Source organism: Rhizobium sp. Root1220 (genome assembly GCF_001426265.1).
GTDB lineage: Bacteria > Pseudomonadota > Alphaproteobacteria > Rhizobiales > Rhizobiaceae > Rhizobium.
In genome coordinates, this window is sequence record NZ_LMDG01000001.1 from 295,622 (window position 1) to 312,406 (window position 16,785).

General features: G+C 61.4%; 19 protein-coding genes. 8 read left to right on the plus strand and 11 right to left on the minus strand.

Annotated features, from left to right (window positions below):
* Positions 1 to 474 (minus strand): Lrp/AsnC family transcriptional regulator, encoded by a 474-nt coding sequence (locus ASC90_RS01435; RefSeq protein ID WP_056534558.1) that lies wholly within the window; start codon positions 472 to 474, stop codon positions 1 to 3.
* A 104-nt stretch (positions 475 to 578) separates the two neighbouring features.
* Between ASC90_RS01435 and ASC90_RS01440 the strand changes: the two genes are divergently transcribed.
* The gene (locus ASC90_RS01440) at positions 579 to 1,475 is read left to right on the plus strand and encodes a DMT family transporter (protein WP_056534560.1); all 897 of its coding nucleotides are present in this window, start codon (positions 579 to 581) and stop codon (positions 1,473 to 1,475) included.
* Positions 1,476 to 1,504: 29 nt separating this feature from the next.
* Here ASC90_RS01440 and ASC90_RS01445 read toward each other — a convergent pair whose 3' ends face one another.
* A complete protein-coding gene (locus ASC90_RS01445; RefSeq protein WP_056534562.1) occupies positions 1,505 to 2,023 on the minus strand; it encodes a DNA starvation/stationary phase protection protein in 519 nt (172 codons plus the stop codon).
* A 239-nt stretch (positions 2,024 to 2,262) separates the two neighbouring features.
* Here ASC90_RS01445 and ASC90_RS01450 point away from each other — a divergent pair, with 239 nt between their 5' ends.
* Positions 2,263 to 2,880 carry a LysE family translocator gene (locus tag ASC90_RS01450; RefSeq protein WP_056534565.1) on the plus strand — a complete coding sequence of 206 codons (618 nt, stop codon included), beginning with the start codon at positions 2,263 to 2,265 and terminating at the stop codon, positions 2,878 to 2,880.
* 131 nt (positions 2,881 to 3,011) lie between these two features.
* Positions 3,012 to 3,974 carry a cysteine synthase A gene (gene cysK, locus ASC90_RS01455; protein WP_056534567.1) on the plus strand — a complete coding sequence of 321 codons (963 nt, stop codon included), beginning with the start codon at positions 3,012 to 3,014 and terminating at the stop codon, positions 3,972 to 3,974.
* 46 nt (positions 3,975 to 4,020) lie between these two features.
* Here the strand turns inward: cysK and ASC90_RS01460 are convergent, their stop codons facing one another.
* The 9 genes from ASC90_RS01460 to rsmI form a co-directional block, all read right to left on the minus strand.
* Complete coding sequence (locus tag ASC90_RS01460; protein WP_056534569.1) at positions 4,021 to 5,547, minus strand: YifB family Mg chelatase-like AAA ATPase; 1,527 nt, start codon at positions 5,545 to 5,547, stop codon at positions 4,021 to 4,023.
* A 180-nt stretch (positions 5,548 to 5,727) separates the two neighbouring features.
* The gene (gene gshB / locus ASC90_RS01465) at positions 5,728 to 6,675 is read right to left on the minus strand and encodes a glutathione synthase (protein ID WP_056534572.1); all 948 of its coding nucleotides are present in this window, start codon (positions 6,673 to 6,675) and stop codon (positions 5,728 to 5,730) included.
* A 95-nt stretch (positions 6,676 to 6,770) separates the two neighbouring features.
* Entirely contained in the window at positions 6,771 to 7,274 is a 504-nt protein-coding gene (locus ASC90_RS01470; RefSeq protein ID WP_056534574.1) for a cupin domain-containing protein, read from the minus strand.
* Positions 7,275 to 7,383: 109 nt separating this feature from the next.
* Complete coding sequence (locus tag ASC90_RS01475) at positions 7,384 to 8,487, minus strand: sn-glycerol-3-phosphate import ATP-binding protein UgpC (RefSeq protein ID WP_056534576.1); 1,104 nt, start codon at positions 8,485 to 8,487, stop codon at positions 7,384 to 7,386.
* Between the two features lie 2 nt (positions 8,488 to 8,489).
* Complete coding sequence (ugpE, locus tag ASC90_RS01480) at positions 8,490 to 9,338, minus strand: sn-glycerol-3-phosphate ABC transporter permease UgpE (RefSeq protein ID WP_056534578.1); 849 nt, start codon at positions 9,336 to 9,338, stop codon at positions 8,490 to 8,492.
* A 10-nt stretch (positions 9,339 to 9,348) separates the two neighbouring features.
* On the minus strand, positions 9,349 to 10,233 hold the full coding sequence (ugpA, locus tag ASC90_RS01485) for a sn-glycerol-3-phosphate ABC transporter permease UgpA (protein WP_056534580.1): 885 nt from the start codon (positions 10,231 to 10,233) through the stop codon (positions 9,349 to 9,351).
* Positions 10,234 to 10,295: 62 nt separating this feature from the next.
* On the minus strand, positions 10,296 to 11,615 hold the full coding sequence (ugpB, locus tag ASC90_RS01490) for a sn-glycerol-3-phosphate ABC transporter substrate-binding protein UgpB (protein WP_056534582.1): 1,320 nt from the start codon (positions 11,613 to 11,615) through the stop codon (positions 10,296 to 10,298).
* Positions 11,616 to 11,742: 127 nt separating this feature from the next.
* A complete protein-coding gene (locus tag ASC90_RS01495) occupies positions 11,743 to 12,111 on the minus strand; it encodes a YraN family protein (RefSeq protein ID WP_056534584.1) in 369 nt (122 codons plus the stop codon).
* Positions 12,101 to 12,961, minus strand: coding sequence for a 16S rRNA (cytidine(1402)-2'-O)-methyltransferase (rsmI, locus tag ASC90_RS01500; protein ID WP_056535207.1), 861 nt, complete (start codon positions 12,959 to 12,961; stop codon positions 12,101 to 12,103). Before rsmI ends, ASC90_RS01495 begins: the two co-directional genes overlap by 11 nt.
* A 309-nt stretch (positions 12,962 to 13,270) precedes the next feature.
* On the opposite strand from rsmI, the gene dnaN reads away from it, so the two are divergent.
* The 5 genes from dnaN to ASC90_RS01525 all read left to right on the plus strand — a co-directional run bounded on the left by dnaN (position 13,271) and on the right by ASC90_RS01525 (position 16,686).
* Positions 13,271 to 14,389: a DNA polymerase III subunit beta gene (gene dnaN / locus ASC90_RS01505; RefSeq protein ID WP_056534586.1), complete on the plus strand. Its 1,119-nt coding sequence runs from the start codon at positions 13,271 to 13,273 to the stop codon at positions 14,387 to 14,389.
* A gap of 108 nt (positions 14,390 to 14,497) precedes the next feature.
* Positions 14,498 to 15,091 carry a phospholipid N-methyltransferase PmtA gene (pmtA, locus tag ASC90_RS01510; RefSeq protein ID WP_056534588.1) on the plus strand — a complete coding sequence of 198 codons (594 nt, stop codon included), beginning with the start codon at positions 14,498 to 14,500 and terminating at the stop codon, positions 15,089 to 15,091.
* Between the two features lies 1 nt (position 15,092).
* Entirely contained in the window at positions 15,093 to 15,680 is a 588-nt protein-coding gene (locus ASC90_RS01515) for a histidine phosphatase family protein (protein ID WP_056534590.1), read from the plus strand.
* 1 nt (position 15,681) lies between these two features.
* Positions 15,682 to 16,377, plus strand: coding sequence for an orotidine-5'-phosphate decarboxylase (gene pyrF / locus ASC90_RS01520; RefSeq protein WP_056534592.1), 696 nt, complete (start codon positions 15,682 to 15,684; stop codon positions 16,375 to 16,377).
* A gap of 21 nt (positions 16,378 to 16,398) precedes the next feature.
* Complete coding sequence (locus ASC90_RS01525; RefSeq protein ID WP_056534594.1) at positions 16,399 to 16,686, plus strand: DUF1330 domain-containing protein; 288 nt, start codon at positions 16,399 to 16,401, stop codon at positions 16,684 to 16,686.
* Positions 16,687 to 16,785: the final 99 nt, after the last annotated feature.

Consider the following 16,785-nt stretch of genomic DNA (forward strand, 5'->3'; position numbering starts at 1 on the left):
CTACCTCGCCTGCGCAAGTGGAGGCAGCCGACGCTTGACGGGTGAGGCCTTGACCATCGAGGTGCTCGTTTCTGCTTTTTCCGCCACCTTGTCGAGGATGGTATCGAGCTGCGCCATGGAGCGAACGACCAAGCGCGCGATAAAGCAGTCATCCCCCGTCACCTTGTCGCATTCGACGAATTCCGGCGTTTCCTGGATGATCCGCTCGACGACATGCAATTGGCCCGGAAGCGGCTTGACGCGCACGATGGCCTGCAGTGGAAAGCCGAGGGCGGCAGGGTCGATATCAATGGTGAAAGCCGCGATGACGCCGCGGTCCTCCAATCTGCGCAACCGTTCCGCAGCACTCGGTGACGAAAGCCGCGCGGCTTGGGCCAGTTCCTTCAACGATATGCGTGCATTCTTCGCGAGCGCATCCAGAATGCTCTGATCAGCATCATCGAGCGCCGCTTCAAAATTAGCATACACCGCCATAACGCCTCACGATATTAGGAAAAACAAGGAACAAACCTCCTTCACCCTATATAAATGACAGGCTCTCCGCAATATTCTTCAGGCAGACACAACGGAGCGCCGCCATGCAGAACGATATTCGCACCGGCACGGTACAGATGACGGCAGCGATGCTGATTTCAGGGACGATCGGGTGGTTCGTCGTCATGTCCGGCCAACCCGTCAGCGGCGTGGTCTTCTGGCGCTGCCTGTTCGGGGCGATCAGCCTGCTCGTCGTCTGCGCTGCCATGGGGTTTCTAAGGCCGGGCGTGATCAGCCTGCGATCGTTCTTCGTTGCAGTATTCGGCGGTATCGCGATCGTATTCAACTGGCTGCTGCTTTTCGCATCCTATAGCCACGCATCGATTTCAATCGCGACCACGGTCTACAACACCCAGCCATTCATGCTTCTGGGTCTCGGAGCCCTTTTCCTCGGCGAAAGGATCACCATCACCAAGCTGTTCTGGCTGATGCTGGCCTTCGCGGGCATGGTTGCGATCGTTGAGGCGAAGCCGACGAATGATATAGCAGACGCAGGCTACGGCCTTGGCATCCTTCTAGCGCTCGCGGCCGCCTTTTTCTATGCGCTTGCCGCACTCGCTGCAAAGCGGCTGCGGGGCACGCCACCGCATCTGATTGCGCTGATACAGGTGTCGACCGGGGTGATCATGCTGCTTCCGGCGACGAACTTCTCCGACCTGCCCACTGATGCCCCATCGTGGTCTATCCTCGTCACCATGGGCGTCATTCATACCGGCTTGATGTATGTGTTGCTCTACGGCGCGATCCAGAAGCTGCCGATCCATTTGACCGGCGCACTGTCGTTCATTTATCCAATCGCTGCGATCGTCGTCGACAGGATGGCTTTCGGTCACACGCTCCAGCCGCTGCAGATCTTCGGGGCCGCAGTCATTCTTGCCGCCGCGGCGGGCATGAATCTCGGCTGGACGCCCGCAGGATTGCTGCGGACGCGTGCCGGCTGACATTATTGCGTAGGGTTGCGAAGCGGGACCTACTTCGGCTGCCGTGTCATCTCGAACAGGAACCAGGTGCGGCGCTCAGCTTCGTCGATCCAGTTTTCGAGAAGGCTGGTGGTAGCTGCGTCATTGTGTTCCGAGCAGACCTCGTGCGTTTCGCGCAGGAGGGAGACAAGCTGCTTGTTGTCGTCGCGCAGCTCGGCCAGCATGTCTTCCGGTGTCACGTAGTCGGCATCGTTGTCGTTCAGACGCTGCAGGCGTCCGATATGACCGACTGACCGCAGCGTCGTGCCTCCGATTTTGCGGGCGCGCTCGGCGATAGCGTCGGTCGCCTCGAAAATCTGCTCGGATTGTTCGTCGAGCAGAAGGTGATAGTCACGGAAATGCGGCCCTGACATATGCCAATGAAAATTCTTGGTCTTCATGTAGAGCGCGAAGAAATCGGCAAGCAGAGCCGCCAGCGCACCCGAAATATCCTGTATCGCATTGCTTTTCAGGTCGGTGGGGGTTGCTAGCGGCGCAAGCTTGCGCTTTTCGACTGTAGATCGGCTCATAGGGGTTCTCCTTCGGTGGGAATAAAACGCTTCAGTATTTCGATGCCGGACAGGATCTTCGACCACCCATGCAGTGTCGACCACCGGCCTCGTATCCCGGCACCACCGACCGGGAACTAGAAGCACGTCCGGCGACGTCAATAGCGGCAACGCCAATCCGTTGCCAAAGGCAACGTCGTACTGGACCTGCTTGAAATTGGCAGACCGCAGGTCTAGAACAGCCACAGAGGCTCAGGCAGATGTCACTCACCGCTCTTTTCGCTTATGCGGCGGCACTCTTCATTGCAGCCGCCATCCCAGGCCCCGGCATCACCGCGATCGTGGCGCGTGCGCTCGGCTCAAGCTTCCGCGAGACGTTTTTCATGGGCCTCGGGCTGGTGCTCGGCGACATGACCTACCTGACGGCCGTTATCCTCGGGCTTGCTTTCGTCGCTCAGACATTCACAGAGGTCTTCATCGTCATCAAGATCGCCGGCGCGCTTTATCTCGGCTACATCGCCTACAAGCTATGGACGGCAGGCCTGCTTGCGCAGGATATCGTGGCACGCAAATCCAGCAATGTTGGCTTGAGTTTCCTCTCCGGCTTGCTGGTGACGCTCGGCAACCCCAAGACCATGCTTTTCTACATCGCGCTTGTGCCAACGCTGATTGACATCAACAGCATCGGGCCTCGCGAGTACGGCATTCTTCTCGCCACTACCTTCGTCGTTCTGATCGTCGTGCTGGTGCCTTATATGCTGCTGGCTTCGCGCGCCCGCACACTGCTGAAGCGGCCGCGCGCGCTGCAGACACTGAACCGCTTTGCGGCCGGCATTCTCGCCGGAACGGCAGCGTTCATCGCCACCCGCGCGGCGTGAAATAATCGTTCGGCAAGATGCCGTTTTCAAACGATTTTTTCTCTCATGGCGGCGGCGGGTGGAGCAAGCCACTCTGGCCTCGTCAGGTGTTTGACCCTATTCTTTGCCGAAATCTTGCAAGGGAGAGCGCAATGTCGAAGAAACCGGGCCGCGGCCGTATCTATTCCTCGATCACCGAAACCATTGGCGACACGCCGATCGTCCGGCTCGACAAACTGGCCAAGGCGAAAGGCGTCAAGGCAAACCTTCTCGCCAAGCTCGAGTTCTTCAATCCCATCGCCTCCGTCAAGGACCGTATCGGCGTCGCCATGATCGAGTCGCTGGAGGCGCAGGGCAGGATCTCCCCCGGCAAGACAACGCTGATCGAGCCAACATCCGGAAATACCGGCATCGCGCTGGCGTTCGCAGCCGCCGCCAAGGGCTACAAGCTGATCCTGACGATGCCCGAGACGATGTCGATCGAGCGCCGCAAGATGCTGGCGCTGCTGGGCGCCGAACTGGTGCTGACCGAAGGCCCGAAAGGGATGAAGGGCGCGATCGCCAAGGCCGAGGAACTTGCGGCGACGCTTCCGGATGCGGTCATTCCGCAGCAGTTCGAGAATCCGGCCAACCCGGAGATCCACCGCAAGACGACGGCCGAGGAGATCTGGAACGATACGGAGGGTAGCGTCGACATCCTGGTGTCCGGCATCGGCACCGGCGGCACGATCACCGGTGCCGGCCAAGTGCTGAAATCCAAGAAGCCCGGCATCAAGGTCGTTGCCGTCGAGCCGGCGGAATCGCCGGTACTGTCCGGAGGCGCGCCGGGGCCACACAAGATCCAGGGCATCGGCGCGGGCTTTGCCCCGGCGATTCTCGACACGCATATCTACGACGAGGTCGTGACCGTGAGCAGCGGCGAGGCGCTGGAACTCGCCCGCGAGGTCGCCAGGCTCGAAGGCGTGCCGGTCGGAATTTCGTCCGGTGCCGCGCTGGCAGCGGCGATCAAGGTGGGCAGCCGCGATGAGAATGCCGGCAAGAACATCGTCGTCATCATTCCCTCGTTTGCCGAGCGCTATCTCTCGACCGCGCTGTTCGACGGGCTCGGCAGCTAAGGTCCGCCTCTGCCGTGCACGGGGCGCTTCGGCGCCCCCATTTCGGTCACGCGACAGCGGTCAGTCGTTCACCAGCGATACGGTAGGAAATCGCCTCCGCGAGATGAATGCGGCCCACCATTTCGGCTCCGTCGAGATCGGCGAGCGTTCGCGCAACCTTCAGTACGCGGTGGTATCCGCGCGCCGAAAACTTCATCTTTTCGGCAGCATCACGCAGCAACTGCAGACCGCTTGCATCAGGTGCCGCACAGATTTCGATCATCGACGTCGAGCAACGGGCATTGGTGCCGCTCCCACCCGCAGCTGAATACCGGTCGTGCTGCACCTGTCGCGCCCGGGCGACGCGGCGGGCAATATCCGAACTCCTTTCTGCCGGTGCCGGCCGGAGGAGGTCCATCGCCGAAACGGCCGGGACGTCAATGCGAATGTCAATGCGATCCATCAACGGGCCGGAAATTCGCGCCTGGTAATCGGACGCACAGCGGGGGCCGCGCGCGCAGCTGTGACCGGGTTCGCCAGCCATGCCGCAACGGCAGGGATTCATCGCGGCGACAAGCTGGACATTGGCCGGGTACGACACCCGGTGATTTGCCCGGGCGATGATGCATTCGGCGGTTTCGAGAGGCTGACGCAATGCATCGAGCGACTGCGGCGAGAATTCCGGAAACTCGTCGAGAAACAGCACGCCGTGATGGGCGAGCGAGGCCTCACCCGGACGTGCCCGCGCACCGCCGCCGACCAGTGCCGCCATCGTTGCCGAGTGGTGTGGCGTTCTGAAGGGGCGGCGATCGGAAAGCTTGCCACCGGAGAGCTGGCCAGCGATCGAGTGGATCATCGAGACCTCCAGAAGCTCGGCGGCGGACAGAGGCGGCAAAATGGACGGCAGACGGGCCGCCAGCATTGATTTCCCGGATCCTGGCGGACCGACCATCAGCAGATTGTGCCCACCGGCTGCCGCCACTTCGAGCGCGCGCTTGGCGCTTTCCTGGCCCTTGATATCCGCAAGATCAGGCAGGTTCGTCGCGCCTGCACGGATCGCCGGCTCGGGACGCGACAGCACCTGCGTGCCGCGAAAATGATTTGCCAGCGCGATCAGGCTGCGTGGCGCAAGGATATCGAGACCCGCCCCAGCCCAGGCTGCTTCCGGACCACTGTCGGCGGGGCAAATCAGCCCCTTCCCCAAGGCGTTGGCGCCGATCGCAGCCGGCAGCGCGCCTGCGACAGGAGCGATCGTGCCATCGAGATTGAGTTCGCCGATCACGACATAGTCAGCAAGCGCGTCTGCCGGGATCGCGCCGAGGGCCGCCATGAGCCCGAGGGCGATTGGGAGGTCGAAATGCGACCCTTCCTTGGGAAGGTCTGCTGGTGCCAGGTTGACGGTCACCCTTTTGGCGGGCAGTGCCAGTCCCGATGCGTGGAGCGCCGCATGAACGCGTTCGCGACTTTCCGCCACTGCCTTGTCCGGCAGGCCGACGATCTGCGTGCCCACCTTGCCCGGCGCGACCATCACCTGAACCTCGACCGGCGCGCCCTCGATCCCCTGAAATGCAACCGTGCTGATGCGTGCGACCATGCGTCAATCCCCTATGCCGCAACCCTTTACGCCTCATTCGGCGACCGATCATCGTCACCGATTGCAATCTTGCATGGAAATTAGTATAAAACAAGAACATTAACGGAACGAATGCGCGCACTCGCTGCACTCAGGTTGCAGCGAGTTGTAGCGACGGAACAACGCTTGTCGTCGGGTGGTCTACGCGCGTTTTCGCTCGATCGCGTCCCACAACAGGCTGGCAATGTCGGCCCCACCGAACTTGCGAACCTCGCGAAGACCGGTCGGCGAAGTGACGTTGATTTCCGTCATGTAGTCGCCGATGACATCGATGCCGACAAGCAGGAAGCCGCGCTCGCGCAGCGCCGGGCCGATGCGTCTGCAGATTTCCTTTTCGCGCACGGTCAGGTCGGTTGCCTCGGCGCGACCGCCGACATGCATGTTGGAGCGGCTGTCATGCTCGGCCGGCACACGGTTGATCGCGCCGACGGGCTCGCCATCGACGAGCAGGATGCGCTTGTCGCCCTTGCGGACATCCGGCAGGTATTGCTGCGCAATGAAGGGCTCCCGGAAGAGCTGGCCGAACATTTCGAGCAGCGAGGACAGATTGCGGTCATCCTTGGTCGAATGGAAGACGCCGGCGCCACCGTTGCCATAGAGAGGCTTCAGGATGATATCGCCCATCTCGTCGCGGAAGCGACGAATCTCGGCGGGATCCTTTGTGATCAGCGTCTGCGGCATGAGGTCGGCGAACTCGGTGACGAAGATCTTCTCGGGCGAGTTGCGCACCCAGGCCGGATCGTTGACGACCAGCGTCTTCGGATGAATGCGCTCCAGCAGGTGCGTCGAGGTGATGTAGGCCATGTCGAAGGGCGGGTCCTGGCGAAGCAGGATGACGTCCATCGTCGACAGGTCGACGCGTTCGGGAGCGCCGAGATCGAAATGGTCGCCCCTGACGTCGCGCAGCACCATCGGTTCGACAGCGGCATAGAGCTTGCCGTCACGGAAACTCAGCCGGTCGGGAGTGTAGTGGAAAAGACTGTAGCCACGCGACTGCGCCTCCAGGCTCATGGCGAAGGTGGAATCGCCGGCGATGTTGATGCCTGCGACATGGTCCATCTGGACCGCTACATTCTTGATCTTGGCCATTTCCGTCCCTCGCTTGGTGCCGGAAACATGTAGGTCGCCCCGCCCTTAAACGCAACGACCGATCATCGCCGTGCGGCCGTCACGGCGATGAAATCTCAGGCTGAGATGCCCGTCTGGCCGCCATTGCGCAACAGGTTGCGAAGACGGTAGGCAATCGCCATCGGCTTGGGGAACGGCTTGCGCAGGAACGCCACCTTACGGACGTAATCGTCGACCCGCCAGCGCGCCCACGTTCCACCCGCGAAGAACGCGACATCACCGGCGCGCAACATCCGTTCGGTGCCGTCCTCCGCGGTGATGTGGACTTCGCCCTCGAGGATCATCACGGTTTCGTCCCAGCCAAAGAACCAGCGGAATTCCCCGGCGGTGCAATCCCATATGGCGGTGAGTGCCGCATCGTCGTGGCCGCGGGAATGCTCGGCGGTGCGGGCCTGTGGCTCGCCGCTGACAATCCAGTCGGCATTGATCGGCGTCGATTTCATCGGCAGGTGGTCGCTTGAATGGGCGACGAAGGACTTGCGACGCGGCGGCATCACCGCATAGGGCACGTTTCGCGCTGCCATGGCGACAGCGCTTGCCAGCATCAGTTTCCAGGCCATGGAACACCCCCGTTCGTTACCCCGACAATCCCGGGATAACAGAGAGGCGTAACGGACACGTTCAAGCGATCGCTAAAACTCTAGCAATCGCCCGGTTGGTCCAGTCCGGTCAGCGCACGGTCTCGCCTGCGCGAGCCGGAACACCGATACCCGGCAGCGTTCTCCCGATGCGCTTTCCCGTGTCATGATGGAAGAAATGCAGTTTGTCCGGCGCAATCACGAAGCGCAGCTCGGAAGACAGGGGCGTTTCAGGCGGCACCACGCCGGTCAGCGGCTGATCGCCCAGCATGCCGTGAACGAGGCGCTGAGAGCCGAGTTCCTCGACATAATCGACAGTCAGCGGCAGTGCATATTCCTTCGGGTCCGCCAATCTCAGGTCCTCGGCACGAATGCCGACCGTGACCGGGCCGGAGGTCGGCGCAGTACGGCCGAGATCGATCAGGCTTGGACCCAAGGCCAGCTTGTCGCCATGCAGTTCGCCCTTGAGCAGATTCATGGCCGGCGAGCCGATGAAGCTCGCAACGAAGGTGGAGGCAGGCGTGTGGTAGACCTCGAGCGGCGCTCCGATCTGCTCGATCTTGCCGCCGTTGAGCACGACGAGACGGTCGGCCAGCGTCATGGCTTCCAACTGGTCATGGGTGACGTAGATCGAGGTGGTGCCGAGGCGGCGCTGCAAGCGCTTGATCTCGCCACGCATGGAAACCCGCAGCTTAGCGTCGAGGTTGGAGAGCGGCTCGTCGAACAGGAAGACGGCCGGCTTGCGAACAATGGCGCGCCCCATCGCCACGCGCTGGCGCTGGCCGCCGGAAAGCGCCTTGGGTTTGCGTTCAAGATAGGGCTCCAGCTGCAGCATGCGGGCGGCCTCGGCGACCCGCGCCTCGATGTCGGCCTTCGGCGTCTTGCGATTGCGCAGGCCGTAAGCGAGATTGTCGTAGACCGACATATGCGGGTAGAGCGCGTAATTCTGGAACACCATGGCGATGTCGCGGTCGGCGGGTTCGATCTGGTTGACGACGCGACTGCCGATCTTCACCTCTCCTTCGGAGATGGTCTCTAGCCCGGCGATCATCCGCAGCAGCGTGGACTTGCCGCACCCCGACGGGCCGACCAGCACGATGAACTCCCCGTCGGCGATGTTGATCTTCACGTCGGACACGGCCTTCACCCCACCCGGATAGATCTTGCCGACGCCTTCGACATCGATAGAGGCCATTGTCATTTCTCCGTTTCGACCAGGCCTTTTACGAATAGGCGCTGCATGAAAATGATGATGAGAACCGGTGGTAGGCCGGCGAGAATGACGCCCGCCATCACCAAATTCCACTGCGTGTTGCCGTCGAGAACCGCGGCGAGACGCTTGATGCCCATGACGACCGTGTAATATTGCGGATCGGTGGTGATGAGCATCGGCCAGAGATACTGGTTCCAGCCATAGATGAAGAGAATGATAAACAGCGCCGCGATGTTGGTGCGCGACAGCGGCAACAGGATATCGCGGAAAAACTTCATCGCGCCGGCGCCATCGACACGGGCTGCCTCCATCAGCTCTTCCGGGATGGTCAGGAAGAACTGGCGGAACAGGAATGTCGCGGTCGCCGAGGCGATCAGCGGAATGACCAGGCCGGGGTAGGAATTCAGCATGCCGAGATCGGCGACGACCTTGTAGGTCGGCAGGATACGCACCTCGACCGGCAGCATCAGCGTCAGGAAGATGATCCAGAAGGCCGTCATGCGCAGGGGAAAGCGGAAATAGACGATAGCGAAGGCCGAGATGATCGAGATTGCGATCTTGCCGACGGCGATCATGACCGCCATCAAAAGGCTGTTCAGCATCATCAGCGCGAAGGGCGGCGCACCGGCTACGGAATTGCCAGAGCTCAGCAACTGTTTGAAATTGCTCAACAGCTGGTCGCCGGGAACAAGTGGGACGAGGCCGGTCATGAAATCGGTCGGTCCGCGCGTGGAGGCGATGAACGCAAGATAGACCGGGAACACCACCATTGCGACCCCGAGAATGAGGACCAGATGGGTAAGAATGTTGAGCAACGGGCGGTTTTCGACCATCGAAGGCACCTCAATACTGGACTTTTTTCTCGATCCAGCGGAACTGGACGACGGTCAGGGCGATGACGATCAGCATCAGGATGACCGACTGCGCGGCGGATGGCCCAAGGTTGAGGCCGACAAAACCGTCTGCGTAAACCTTGTAGACAAGCGTGTTCGTCGATTGCGACGGGCCGCCGGCCGTTGTGGCGTCGATGATCGGGAAGGTGTCGAACAAGGCATAGGTGACGTTGATCACCGCCAGGAAAAAGGTGGTTGGCGACAGCAGCGGGAAGATCACGGTCCAGAAGCGCTTGACCGGCCCGGCACCATCGATCGCGGCCGCTTCCGTCAGCGAATGCGGAATGGACTGCAAGCCGGCTACGAAGAAAAGGAAATTGTAGGAAATCTGCTTCCAGCCAGACGCAATCACGATCAGCACCATGGCATTTCCGCCGTTCAGCCGATGGTTCCACTCATAGCCGAAGTGGCGCAGGACATATGGCAGTACGCCAATGGTCGGATTGAACATGAACCACCAGAGGAGACCAGCAGCGACGGGCGCAACGGCATAGGGCCAGACGAGCAGCGTCGTATAAAGCCGGCCGGTGCGCAGCACCCGGTTGACGCATACGGCAAACAGCAGCGCCACGCCCATCGAAAGCACCGTGACGCTGATCGCAAAGACCGCGGTGACGACAAGCGCATTCAGATAATCGGCGCTATGGAAGAGCTTCGTATAGTTGGAAAACCAGACGAAGGTCGACTTCATGCCGAAGGGATCTTCGCGCAAAAACGATTGCCGGAAAGCTTGTGCCGCCGGCCAGATGAAAAAGATCAAGGTGACCGCCAACTGCGGAGCCAGCAGAAAATAGGGCAGGATGCGATTGGAAAAGATGGTGCGCTTGGTCTGCATGGCTGGCCCTGAAAGGAAGCGCCCTCCCCGGAATGGGGAGGGCGTTGGGGTGAGACCCTATTTTAGTTGGCAGCTTCGAATTCGCGCAGGATGCCGTTGCCCTGCTTGGCGGCTTCGTCGAGAGCCTGTTGGCCGGTCTGCTTGCCGGCGAGCACGGTCTCGAACTGCTGGTCGATGACGTCACGAATCTGCGTCAGGTTGCCGAAGCGAACACCCTTGGAGTTTTCGCTGGGCGTGCCACGCAGGATCTGCTTGAGGCCGACATCCGAGCCCGGGTTCTTCTCGTAGTAGTCCTGCGACTTGCCGAGGTCGTAAGCAGCGTTGGTGATCGGCAGGTAGCCCGAGAACTGGTGCCAGTCAGCCTGAACTTCCGGCTGGCTGAGGTAGGTGAAGAACTTGGCGACACCCTTGTAGACTTCCGGCTTCTGGCCGTTTAGCGTCCAGAGCGTTGCACCGCCGATGATCGAGTTCTTCGGATCCTTGGTGACGTCGTCGTAGTAAGGCAGCGTCGAGAAGCCGACCTTGAAGTCCTTGGCGTTGCCGATGACGCCGGCGCGCGAGCCGGAGGAGCCCATGTAGATGGCGCATTGCTGCGAATAGAACTTCGGAGCAGCGTCCGGACCGCCGCCCGGGCCGCCGTACTGGAAGTAACCGGCATCCTGCCACTTCTTCAGGTCGTCCCAGAGACGCGCCTGGTTCGGGCCGTTGAAGACCAGTTCGGAAGACGTGCCGCCGAAGCCGTTCTGCAGTGTGCCATACGGTAGGTCGTGGATGGCCGAGAAGTTTTCGAGGCCAAGCCAGGTTGCAGCGTAGGTGATGGTGAAGCCGCACTTGGCAGCTCCGGAATCGACGATCTTCTTGGAGAAGTCGGCGAGCTCGGCATAGGTCTTCGGAGCGACTTCAGGATCGAGGCCGGCCTTCTTGAAGACGTCCTTGTTGTAATAGAGGATCGGCGTCGAGGAGTTGAACGGGAAGGACAGGATGTTGCCTTCCGGATCGGAATAGTAGCCGACGACTGGAGCGATGAACTTCGACGGATCCCAGGCTTCTCCCTCGTCAGCCATCAGCTTGTAGGTCGGGTAGACGGCGCCCTTGGCGGCCATCATCGTGCCGGTGCCGACTTCGAAGACCTGAACGATTGCCGGCTGCTGGCCAGCGCGGAATGCGGCGATCGCGGCGGTAAGGGTTTCCGGATAGGTGCCCTTGAAAACCGGCGTGACGTGATATTCGGTCTGGCTGTCGTTGAACTTCTGAACGATCTGCTCGAGCTTCTTGCCAAGCTCGCCACCCATGGCATGCCACCAGGTGACTTCCGTCGCGGCAAACGACGAGGATGCAGACAATGCGACCGCGGCAGCGGCCAACGAAATCTTTTTGAACATGAATAAACCCTCTCCACCATTAGTTGGGGTGAGGTGTGCAATAGAGGCGTAGTGTGACGGCGCCGTAATGCTTTTGTGACAGTAGCATTACAAATTCCGGGCCTTTTGCACGGCTATGCAAAGGCGCTTAAAAAGCATCGATGAAATGTTTCGGCAACCGGCGCGGGACGACCGCAACGATATCGTAGCGTTGCGACAGGCGCGCATTGTCCCGCTGCCGCGAGAGCCAGATATCGCTTGCGTCCCTGATACGCCGCTGGGCGGTGGCAGAGACCGCATCGATCGCGCCGCCCTCGCTGGAGCGCGCCTTTACCTCCACGAAAACGGCAAGATCGCCCTTGCGGGCGATGATGTCGATCTCGCCCAGCCTGGTACGATAGCGAAGCGCGACGATGCGGTAGCCTTTCAGCATCAGGAAGGCGGCTGCGACATATTCCGAGATGTGGCCCCGGCGCAGCGCCCTCCTCCTGCTGACGATCCTGTCGCTATCGTCCATCGCCTGCCTTCATGTCGAGCAGGCGCTGATAGAGCTCCTTGCGCGGCAGGCCGGTCAACCGCGCTGCTTCCGCTGCCGCCTTTGCGGTCGGCAGCGTCTGCGCGAGGTCCGTCAGGATGGCGTCGATATCGGCCTCCTCGACCGCCCTTGCCGGCGGCGGGCCGATGACCAGCACAATTTCGCCCTTGACGTTGTCGACCTCGGCATAGCGAGCCGACAGGGCAGCAAGCGTGCCGCGGCGGAACTCCTCGTAGGTCTTTGTCAATTCGCGACAGACCGACGCGAGGCGGTCGCCGCCCAGCACGTCGGCGGCAGCGACAAGGGTTGCCGCAATGCGGTGCGGCGATTCAAAGAATATCAGCGTGGCCGGTGCCGCGGCAAACTCCGCGAGGCGGTCACGACGTGCCTTGTCCTTGGATGGCAGGAAGCCGGCGAAGAGGAAGGCGTCGTTGGGCAACCCAGAACCGACAAGGGCTGCAAGCGGCGCGGATGCGCCGGGGATCGGGACGACGCGGTAGCCGGCCTCGATGGCGCTCTGCGCCAGCCGGTAGCCTGGATCGGACACCAGCGGCGTACCCGCATCGGAGACGAGGGCGACGGATTTGCCAGCCGCAAGCGCCTGCAGCAGTCGCGGCCCTGCTTCATCGGCATTGTGCTCGTGGTAGGCATACGGTCGGTTCTGGATCCCGTACCGATCGAGCAGGACGCGGGTTACGCGCGTATCTTCACAGGCAAGGACGTCGGCGCCGGCTAGCGTTTCCAGTGCGCGCAAGGTGATGTCGCCAAGGTTTCCGATGGGCGTCGCGACCAGATAGAGTGACGGTTCGAGCGGGCGGGCGGGAACGGCCATGTTGTGCAGGCGAAAGCTGCGTTGCCTGCCGCTCTCGGGTGTCGCTTCATCGTTGGTCAAGAGTTTGCCCTTTCTGGCTTCGGGCCTTTATGGGCGAGGGTTCGCGCTTCGGCAAGAGGCGGCGATTTCTGTGAGCATCTGCAGCGAAAACGGAATTTGGAGAGGCCGACGCATTCGCGCCTCTTGCAATCGCCCGCAAAATTCTGCCATTTTGCCCATCCACTCCTCCGGTCCCGAGTTTGGGCAAAGGCATTCCTGGGAGCGCATGTTGCGCACCCGGGCAGTAACGGTCGAAAGCGGTAGCATCCCATGCGTATTACTATTGAGCGGTCCAACCTTTTGAAGTCACTGAACCACGTTCACCGCGTGGTCGAGCGCCGTAACACGATACCGATCCTGTCGAACATCCTGCTGCGTGCCGACGGCCAGAACCTGGACATGAAGGCGACCGACCTCGATCTCGAAGTGACGGAAGCGACGCCCGCCAATGTCGAGCAGCCGGGCGCAACGACCGTTCCCGCCCACCTTCTTTACGACATCGTCCGCAAACTGGCTGACGGTTCCGAAGTCCTGCTGGCGACCAGCACCGATGGCGGGTCGATGACGGTACAGTCCGGTCGCTCGAAATTCTCGCTGCAGTGCCTGCCGGATACCGACTTCCCGGATCTGACGGCCGGAACCTTCAGCCATACGTTCAAGCTGAAGGCAACCGACCTGAAGATGCTGATCGATCGCACCCAGTTCGCGATCTCGACCGAAGAGACACGCTACTACCTGAACGGAATCTTCTTCCACACGATCGAAAGCGAAGGCGACTTGAAGCTGCGCGCCGTTGCCACCGACGGCCACCGCCTTGCCCGCGCCGACGTCAAGGCGCCGTCGGGTTCGGAAGGCATGCCGGGCATCATTATTCCGCGCAAGACCGTCGGCGAACTGCAGAAGCTGGTCGACAGCCCCGACGCAATGGTCACGGTGGAGGTCTCGGACGCCAAGATCCGCCTCAGCATCGGCTCGATCGTCATGACCTCGAAGCTGATCGACGGCACCTTCCCTGATTACCAGCGCGTCATCCCGACCGGGAACGACAAGGAAATGCGGGTCGACTGCACGACATTCGCGCAAGCCGTCGATCGTGTTTCGACGATCTCCTCGGAACGTGGCCGCGCCGTGAAGCTGGCCCTGTCCGACGGGCAGTTGCTTCTCACGGTGAACAATCCGGATTCGGGCAGCGCTACGGAAGAAGTCGCGGTCGGCTACGACACCGATGCGATGGAAATCGGCTTCAACGCCAAGTACCTGCTCGACATCACGGCTCAACTCTCCGGTGACGAGGCGATTTTCCTGCTTGCCGATGCTGGTTCGCCGACGCTCATTCGCGACACGGCTGGCGACGACGCGCTCTACGTACTGATGCCGATGCGCGTCTAACGCGTCGCATTTGCCACCCAAACTTTGCCAATTGCGACGTTTGGTCTTGTTTTAGCGGCGCGCGCCTGCAAATAGGTATGCAGCGTTTGCTGCACAAAGGAGGACGCGATGGCTTTGCGCCTGAAGGAACGGCTCGGCAAGAAGTTCGACGAAGAGATCCGTTTCTTCAAAGGAATGATGCAGGGACCGAAAACGGTTGGGTCCATCGTGCCCACCTCCTCGATCACGGCGCGGAAGATGGCAAGCGTGGTCAACACGCATTCCGGGCTGCCGATCCTCGAGCTCGGACCCGGTACCGGCGCGATCACCAAGGCGATTCTCGGCCGCGGCGTGAAGCCAGAAAACCTGGTTGCCATCGAATACTCGACCGATTTCTACGAGCACCTCGTTCGGCTTTATCCGAGCGTGAATTTCATCAACGGCGACGCATTCAATCTCGACAAGACGCTTGGCGACCTCCGGGATCTGACCTTCGATTCTGTCGTCTCTGGCATTCCACTATTGAACTTCCCGATGCCGGCGCGCATCTCGCTTCTCGAAAGCCTGCTGGATCGCCTGCCTCGCGGCCGGCCCGTCGTGCAGATTTCCTATGGAGCGGTATCGCCGATCATCGCCCGGCCGGATCGCTACCACATCCAGCATTTCGACTTCATCGTCCGCAACATTCCGCCGGCGCAGCTCTGGATCTATCGGCGCGGCTGACGTGTTCGGCCTCTACATCACCCATCCGCAAGTGAAGATCGACCCTGACGTCCCCGTGCCGAAGTGGGGATTGTCTGATCTCGGTGCTGCGCGCGCCCGCGAAGCCGCCGAGAGGGCGTGGGCGAGACAATTGCGGCGCATCATTTCCAGCGACGAGACCAAGGCAATCGAGACGGCTAGGATGCTTGCGAGCGCGCCGGGCATTGCAGTCGAGATCACCGCAGGCATGCACGAAAACGACCGGTCCGCGACCGGCTTCCTGCCGCCGCCCGAGTTCGAGAAGGCAGCCGACTGGTTCTTTGCCAACCCCGAAAACAGCTTCAGGGGTTGGGAACGGGCGGGCGCCGCGCAGCGCCGCATCGTTTCTGCCGTCGAAAGCGTCCTCGCCGGGCACGACGCAAGCCAGCCCATCGCCTTCATCGGACACGGCGGCGTCGGTACGCTGCTGAAGTGCCACCTCGAGGGCCGCCCGATCGGGCGCGACCGCGACCAACCGGCGGGCGGCGGCAATCTCTACTGTTTCAGCCTTGCAGATCGGCGTTTATCATGCGAGTGGACGGCTATCGAAGCATGGCAGGGATGGATGTGACATGGACGCACGAGAGCGGCTGATCGTCGGACTGGATGTTCCAACGCTTGGCGAGGCCGAGAAGATGGTCGCGACGCTCGGTGACGATGTCGTTCTCTACAAGATCGGCTATCAACTCGCCTTTGCCGGCGGCCTCGAATTTGCCCGCGATCTTGCCAGGGACGGCAAGAAGATCTTCCTCGACATGAAACTGCTCGACATCGACAACACGGTTGCCTCCGGCGTGGAGAACATCGTCAAGATGGGCATGTCCATGCTCACCCTGCACGCCTATCCGAAGGCAATGAAGGCAGCGGTGGAGGCCGCGAGGGGATCGGGTCTCTGTCTCCTGGGCGTCACCGTCCTTACCTCGATGGACGAGCAGGACCTGATCGCCGCAGGATATGAATACGACCCGCACACGCTCGTGCTCCGGCGCGCGGAACAGGCGCATCTCGCCGGCATGGGCGGCATCGTTTGCTCTGCCGAGGAGGCGTCGGCAGTGCGCAAGATCATTGGACCCGACATGGCGCTCGTCACCCCGGGCATCCGCCCGGTCGGCAGCGACAAGGGCGACCAGAAGCGTGTCATGACGCCGGCTGCCGCGTTGAAAGCGGGATCGAGCCACCTCGTCGTGGGCCGACCGATCGTCAAGGCGGCCGACCCCAGGCAAGCGGCCACGGCGATCCTCGCCGAAATGTCTGCCGCACTTCAATAATACCACTCAGGGAGAAGTCAGATGGCCAAGGCATACTGGATCGCACGCGTCGATGTTCGTGACGCCGAGCGTTACAAGGACTACGTCGCGGCGGGAAAACCAGCCTTCGAGAAATACGGCGCGAACTTCCTGGCTCGTGGTGGCGCGACTACCGTGCTTGAAGGCAAGGCGCGGGCGCGCAATGTGGTTATCGAGTTCCCTTCGATGCAGCACGCCGTCGATTGCTACAATTCGCCGGAATACCAGATTGCCGCGAAGATCCGCCACGAAATCGCCGATGCCGAAATGCTGGTCGTCGAGGGCATCTAGAGGCATCTCCGGCGCGGCGATCTGCGGCGCGACGGACCTTTTCGTCGCACCCCGATTGGGCTAAGACCATCAGCAACGACCATTCAAACCAGCCTTTCG

What these genes read in the sequence shown, in the direction of transcription:
- ASC90_RS01435 (WP_056534558.1), bottom strand. Translation starts at nt 474, where the DNA reads ATGGCGGTGTATGCTAATTTTGAAGCGGCGCTCGATGATGCTGATCAG.
- ASC90_RS01440 (WP_056534560.1), top strand. Translation starts at nt 579, where the DNA reads ATGCAGAACGATATTCGCACCGGCACGGTACAGATGACGGCAGCGATG.
- ASC90_RS01445 (WP_056534562.1), bottom strand. Translation starts at nt 2,023, where the DNA reads ATGAGCCGATCTACAGTCGAAAAGCGCAAGCTTGCGCCGCTAGCAACC.
- ASC90_RS01450 (WP_056534565.1), top strand. Translation starts at nt 2,263, where the DNA reads ATGTCACTCACCGCTCTTTTCGCTTATGCGGCGGCACTCTTCATTGCA.
- cysK (WP_056534567.1), top strand. Translation starts at nt 3,012, where the DNA reads ATGTCGAAGAAACCGGGCCGCGGCCGTATCTATTCCTCGATCACCGAA.
- ASC90_RS01460 (WP_056534569.1), bottom strand. Translation starts at nt 5,547, where the DNA reads ATGGTCGCACGCATCAGCACGGTTGCATTTCAGGGGATCGAGGGCGCG.
- gshB (WP_056534572.1), bottom strand. Translation starts at nt 6,675, where the DNA reads ATGGCCAAGATCAAGAATGTAGCGGTCCAGATGGACCATGTCGCAGGC.
- ASC90_RS01470 (WP_056534574.1), bottom strand. Translation starts at nt 7,274, where the DNA reads ATGGCCTGGAAACTGATGCTGGCAAGCGCTGTCGCCATGGCAGCGCGA.
- ASC90_RS01475 (WP_056534576.1), bottom strand. Translation starts at nt 8,487, where the DNA reads ATGGCCTCTATCGATGTCGAAGGCGTCGGCAAGATCTATCCGGGTGGG.
- ugpE (WP_056534578.1), bottom strand. Translation starts at nt 9,338, where the DNA reads ATGGTCGAAAACCGCCCGTTGCTCAACATTCTTACCCATCTGGTCCTC.
- ugpA (WP_056534580.1), bottom strand. Translation starts at nt 10,233, where the DNA reads ATGCAGACCAAGCGCACCATCTTTTCCAATCGCATCCTGCCCTATTTT.
- ugpB (WP_056534582.1), bottom strand. Translation starts at nt 11,615, where the DNA reads ATGTTCAAAAAGATTTCGTTGGCCGCTGCCGCGGTCGCATTGTCTGCA.
- ASC90_RS01495 (WP_056534584.1), bottom strand. Translation starts at nt 12,111, where the DNA reads ATGGACGATAGCGACAGGATCGTCAGCAGGAGGAGGGCGCTGCGCCGG.
- rsmI (WP_056535207.1), bottom strand. Translation starts at nt 12,961, where the DNA reads ATGGCCGTTCCCGCCCGCCCGCTCGAACCGTCACTCTATCTGGTCGCG.
- dnaN (WP_056534586.1), top strand. Translation starts at nt 13,271, where the DNA reads ATGCGTATTACTATTGAGCGGTCCAACCTTTTGAAGTCACTGAACCAC.
- pmtA (WP_056534588.1), top strand. Translation starts at nt 14,498, where the DNA reads ATGGCTTTGCGCCTGAAGGAACGGCTCGGCAAGAAGTTCGACGAAGAG.
- pyrF (WP_056534592.1), top strand. Translation starts at nt 15,682, where the DNA reads ATGGACGCACGAGAGCGGCTGATCGTCGGACTGGATGTTCCAACGCTT.
- ASC90_RS01525 (WP_056534594.1), top strand. Translation starts at nt 16,399, where the DNA reads ATGGCCAAGGCATACTGGATCGCACGCGTCGATGTTCGTGACGCCGAG.